The sequence below is a fragment of the Psychrobacter sp. TB55-MNA-CIBAN-0194 genome (assembly GCF_040309505.1).
GTDB classification, from domain to species: Bacteria; Pseudomonadota; Gammaproteobacteria; order Pseudomonadales; family Moraxellaceae; genus Psychrobacter; species Psychrobacter fozii.
This window is the reverse complement of sequence record NZ_JBEOOW010000860.1, coordinates 1-231: the sequence shown is the minus strand read 5'-3', so window position 1 is coordinate 231 and position 231 is coordinate 1. Positions and strand designations below refer to the sequence as shown.

The following is a 231-nucleotide window of genomic DNA, read 5'->3' as shown; positions in this document are numbered from 1 at the left end:
ACATGGCGACATTGTACTTGCTAAAGGCACTAAACGTGGCTCTGGCTCAAAATGCGATGCACGTATTATAAAAGTACTTACCAACGAGCGCGCGCCTATTGTTGGCCGCTATTTTGTTGAGCATGGTATTGCCGTTGTGGTTGCCGAAGATCCGCGTATTACCCAAGACATAATGATTTTACCGGGAAGCGAAAACGGCGCGCGCCATAACCAAATGGTGCAAGTTAAAAT

At 46.8% G+C, this 231-nt stretch carries 1 protein-coding gene; it reads left to right on the top strand.

Annotation, left to right across the window (positions count from 1 at the left end):
• Positions 1 to 231 (top strand): hypothetical protein (locus AAEY75_RS17375; protein ID WP_352260438.1); only part of this gene is annotated, 231 nt, incomplete at both ends.